Source organism: Promicromonospora sp. NPDC060204 (genome assembly GCF_042728455.1).
In the GTDB taxonomy this organism is placed as follows: domain Bacteria; phylum Actinomycetota; class Actinomycetes; order Actinomycetales; family Cellulomonadaceae; genus Promicromonospora.
The window spans coordinates 1-4,348 of sequence record NZ_JBHWZO010000379.1 but is presented as its reverse complement, the minus strand read 5'-3'; the positions used below and the strand labels follow the sequence as shown (position 1 = coordinate 4,348).

The following is a 4,348-nucleotide window of genomic DNA, read 5'->3' as shown; positions in this document are numbered from 1 at the left end:
GACGCGTTTCGGGACAGTTCCCGGCTACGCAAGCGGCTTGCAGAGCCGCGCAACCACTGCAAGCGATTTGCGTTCTTCGTGGCTAGGATCGATCTCATGTCGAGACGGCTGGCGGATGTTGCGAAGAAGGTCGGCGTGAGCGAGGCGACGGTCAGTCGCGTGCTCAACGGGAAGCCCGGGGTGTCGCAGGGCACGCGGGACGCCGTGCTCACGGCCCTGGACGTGCTGGGCTACGAGCGGCCCACCAAGCTGCGGGGCAGCCGCGGCAAGCTCGTCGGGCTGGTCCTGCCGGAGCTCGTCAACCCGATCTTCCCCGCGTTCGCCGAGGTGATCGGCGGGGCGCTCGCGCAGCAGGGGTTCACCCCGGTGCTGTGCACCCGGACGGCCGGCGGCGTGACCGAGGCCGAGTACATCGACCTGCTGCTCCAGCAGCAGGTCTCGGGCGTGATCTTCGCGGGCGGCTTCTACGCCGAGCGGGAGGCCGACCACGCGCACTACCGGCGGCTGGAGGACCTGGGGCTGCCGGTGGTGCTGATGAACGCCTCGATCGAGGACCTGGCATTCCCCCGCGTGGCCTGCGACGACCTCGTGGCGATGGAGCAGGCGATGGGCCACGTCACCTCGATGGGGCACCGGCGCGTGGGCCTGCTGCTCGGCCCGGCCGACCACGTGCCGTCGGAGCGCAAGCTCGCCGCCGCCCAGCGGTTCGCGGAGCGCCAGGGCCTGGAGCTCGACCCCGGCCTGGTCGTGCACTCGCAGTACTCCCTGGAGAGCGGCCAGGCCGCGGCCAACCGCCTCATCGAGGCCGGTGCCACGGCGATCGTCTGCGCCAGCGACCCGCTGGCGCTCGGTGCGATCCGGGCGGTGCGCCGGGCCGGGCTGTCCTGCCCGGCCGACGTGTCGGTCGTGGGCTTCGACGACTCCGCGCTGATGAACTCCACCGACCCGGCGCTGACCACCGTGCGCCAGCCCATCGAGCCGATGGGCCGGGCCGCCGTGGACCTGCTGGCCGGGCTGATCGCCGGCAACGACGTGCCGCGCGACGAGCTGCTCTTCGAGCCGGAGCTCGTGGTGCGCGCCTCCACCGCCTCGGCCAAGGTGGCCGCCCACTGAGCGAGCACCCCGAGCGTTGTCACAATTGAATCAAATTGTTGTCGAGTTCTTGCGCGGTCGTTGTCACGTGAATTACGGTTCACGGCATGACGACGACGTCCGACGCGCCCCTCGAACCGCGCTCAGCCCCCAGCGACTGGTGGCGCAGCGCCGTGATCTACCAGATCTACCCCCGCAGCTTCGCGGACGGGAACGGCGACGGCACCGGTGACCTCGCCGGCGTCCGCTCGCGGCTCGGGTACCTGCGCGACCTCGGCGTCGACGCGATCTGGTACACGCCCTGGTACGCCTCGCCCCTGGCGGACGGCGGCTACGACGTGCGCGACTACCGCACGATCGACCCGGCGTTCGGCACGCTGGCGGACGCCGAGGCGCTGATCGCCGAGGCCCGCGAGGTGGGCATCCGGACGATCGTCGACGTGGTGCCCAACCACATCTCCTCGGAGCACGAGTGGTTCCAGGCCGCGCTGGCGGCCGGGCCGGGCTCGCCCGAGCGGGAGCGGTTCTGGTTCCACGACGGCAAGGGCCCGGGCGGCGAGCAGATGCCCACCGGCTGGGTCTCCAGCTTCCAGGGCGAGACCTGGACCCGCACCACGAACCCGGACGGCACGCCCGGCCAGTGGTACCTCCACCTGTTCACCCCCGAGCAGCCGGACGTCAACTGGAACCACCCCGACGTGCGCCAGGAGCACGAGGACGTGCTGCGGTTCTGGTTCGACCGCGGCGCGGCCGGCATCCGGATCGACTCGGCGGCGCTCATCATCAAGGACCCGGAGCTGCGCGAGGTCCCCGCGACCCCCGGCCCCGGCGAGCACCCGCACCTGGACCGCGACGAGATCCACGACGTCTACCGCGGCTGGCGGCGCGTCGCCGACGACTACGCGGAGCCCCGCGTGCTGGTCGGCGAGGTGTGGCTCGCGGACCAGGAGCGGTTCGCGCAGTACCTGCGCCCGGACGAGATGCACACGGCGTTCAACTTCGACTTCATGGCGCGTCCCTGGGACGCCAAGGAGCTGCGCGAGTCGATCCGGACCACGCTCGAGGCGCACGCGCCGGTCGGCGCGCCGGCCACGTGGGTGCTCTCCAACCACGACGTCACGCGGCCCGTGACCCGGTACGGCCGTGAGGACTCGTCCTTCGACTTCGCCGCCAAGCGGTTCGGCACGCCGTCCGACCTGGACCTCGGTACCCGCCGCGCGCGGGCCGCGTCCCTGCTGGTCGCCGCACTGCCGGGCGCCCTGTACGTCTACCAGGGCGACGAGCTCGGCCTGCCCGAGGCCGAGGTGCCGCGCGAGCTGATCCAGGACCCCATGCACTTCCGCTCCGAGGGGGTGGACCCGGGCCGCGACGGCTGCCGCGTCCCCCTGCCGTGGGCGCGCACGGGCGCGAGCCTGGGCTTCGGGCCCGACGACGGCGCGGCGCCCTGGCTGCCCCAGCCGGCGGGCTGGGCCGACCTCTCGGTCGAGGCCCAGGACGCCGACGCCGGCTCGATGCTGAGCCTGTACCGCCACGCGCTGCACCTGCGCCGCGGCCTGCCCGCGCTGCACGCCGACGAGTTCGCGTGGCTCGACCTCGGCGGGGACGACGTCCTCGCCTTCACCCGCGGCGCCGGCTTCGCCTGCGTCGCCAACCTCGGGACGACCCCCGTCCCCCTGCCCGCCGGGGCCACGGTGCTCCTGGCGAGCGGCCCCGTCGACGGCGTCGTCGGACCGGACATCGCTGTCTGGCTCGGCCTGCCGTCCTGATCCTCGGCGTCCGGCCGAGAGCAACCTCTACCCCCAGACGTGCCGACCCAGCGGCACACGACCAAGGAGTGACAATGAAGTCAGCACAGAATCGCGCGGCGTTCGCCCTGGTGGGCGTCCTGTCGCTCGCGGGAACCCTCACGGCCTGCGGTGGGTCCTCGGACGCCTCCGACGAGCCGACGGGCCCGGTGACCATCGAGGTCTCCATCGACGCGGGCCTCGAGCAGCCCGCGATCGACGCGTTCGACGAGCGCATCGCGCAGTTCGAGGAGGCCAACCCGGACATCCAGGTGGAGACCAAGGAGTTCACCTGGTCCGGCACCACGTTTGCCGCCGAGCTCGCGGGCGGCACGCTGCCCGACGTCTTCCCGATCCCGTTCACGGACGGCCGGGCCCTCATCGAGCGCGGCCAGATCGCCGACGTCCACGAGCTCGTGGCCGAGCTCCCGTACGCGGACCAGTTCAACCCCACCGTCGCCGCCGCGGGCCAGGACGCCGAGGGCAACATGTGGGCCGTGCCGATCGCCGCCTACAACCAGGGCCTGCACTACAACCGGGCGCTCTTCGAGGAGGCCGGCCTCGACCCGGACAACCCCCCGGCCACCTGGGACCAGGTGCGCGAGGCGGCCAAGACGATCGCGGACAAGACCGGCCAGGCCGGCTACGCCCACATGACCCAGAGCAACACCGGCGGCTGGATCCTGACCACGGAGACCTACGCGCTGGGCGGCCGCGTGGTCGAGGGCGAAGGTGACGACGTCACCGCAACCGTCGACAACGACGCCACGGTCGCGGCCCTGGAGATGCTCCGCGAGATGCGCTGGGAGGACAACTCCATGGGCTCCAGCTTCCTGTACGACTGGGGCACCATCAACCAGGACTTCGCCGCCGGCAAGATCGGCATGTACGTCTCGGGCGGCGCCAACTACCCCAACCTGTTCACGCAGAACCAGATGAACCCGGACGAGTACGGCGTCACGGTGCTGCCCCTGGAGGGCGACGACGCCGGCACGCTCGGCGGCGGCACGCTCGCCGCGGTGAGCTCCGCGGCGTCCGAGGCCGAGCAGGCGGCGGCCGTGAAGTGGATCGACTTCTACTACATCTCCAAGCTGACCGACCAGGAGCAGGCGGTCGCCGAGGCCGAGGTCGCCGCGGAGACCGACCAGCCGGTCGGCGCCCCCGCCCTGCCGATCTTCGACCGCGAGACTTACGAGCAGCAGCAGAGCTGGATCAAGGACCTCGTCAACGTCCCGCTGGAGAACTTCGCCCCGATGACCGACCAGATGTTCGACCAGCCCGTCGTCCCCGAGCCCGCCGTCGCCACCCAGGACGTGTACGCGGCGCTCGACCCGGTGGTCCAGGCGGTGCTGACGGACGAGAACGCGGACATCGACGCGCTCCTCGCCGACGCCCAGACCCAGGTCCAGGGACTGCTCGACCGCAGCTGACCTGCAGATGACGACACTGTCCAGCCCGCTCCGGACGACGAC

The 4,348-nt window shown here is 71.9% G+C and carries 3 protein-coding genes; all 3 read left to right on the top strand.

What is annotated here, in order from left to right:
* Positions 1 to 96 precede the first annotated feature (96 nt).
* The 3 genes from ACFWEJ_RS27570 to ACFWEJ_RS27560 all read left to right on the top strand — a co-directional run bounded on the left by ACFWEJ_RS27570 (position 97) and on the right by ACFWEJ_RS27560 (position 4,306).
* Positions 97 to 1,113: a LacI family DNA-binding transcriptional regulator gene (locus ACFWEJ_RS27570; RefSeq protein ID WP_377232360.1), complete on the top strand. Its 1,017-nt coding sequence runs from the start codon at positions 97 to 99 to the stop codon at positions 1,111 to 1,113.
* Between the two features lie 86 nt (positions 1,114 to 1,199).
* Entirely contained in the window at positions 1,200 to 2,858 is a 1,659-nt protein-coding gene (locus ACFWEJ_RS27565; RefSeq protein ID WP_377232359.1) for a glycoside hydrolase family 13 protein, read from the top strand.
* Between the two features lie 74 nt (positions 2,859 to 2,932).
* Complete coding sequence (locus tag ACFWEJ_RS27560; protein WP_377232358.1) at positions 2,933 to 4,306, top strand: ABC transporter substrate-binding protein; 1,374 nt, start codon at positions 2,933 to 2,935, stop codon at positions 4,304 to 4,306.
* The last annotated feature ends 42 nt before the right edge of the window (positions 4,307 to 4,348 follow it).

Coding starts and splice junctions, on each gene's coding strand:
- ACFWEJ_RS27560 (WP_377232358.1), top strand. CDS start 2,933: ATGAAGTCAGCACAGAATCGCGCGGCGTTCGCCCTGGTGGGCGTCCTG.
- ACFWEJ_RS27565 (WP_377232359.1), top strand. CDS start 1,200: ATGACGACGACGTCCGACGCGCCCCTCGAACCGCGCTCAGCCCCCAGC.
- ACFWEJ_RS27570 (WP_377232360.1), top strand. CDS start 97: ATGTCGAGACGGCTGGCGGATGTTGCGAAGAAGGTCGGCGTGAGCGAG.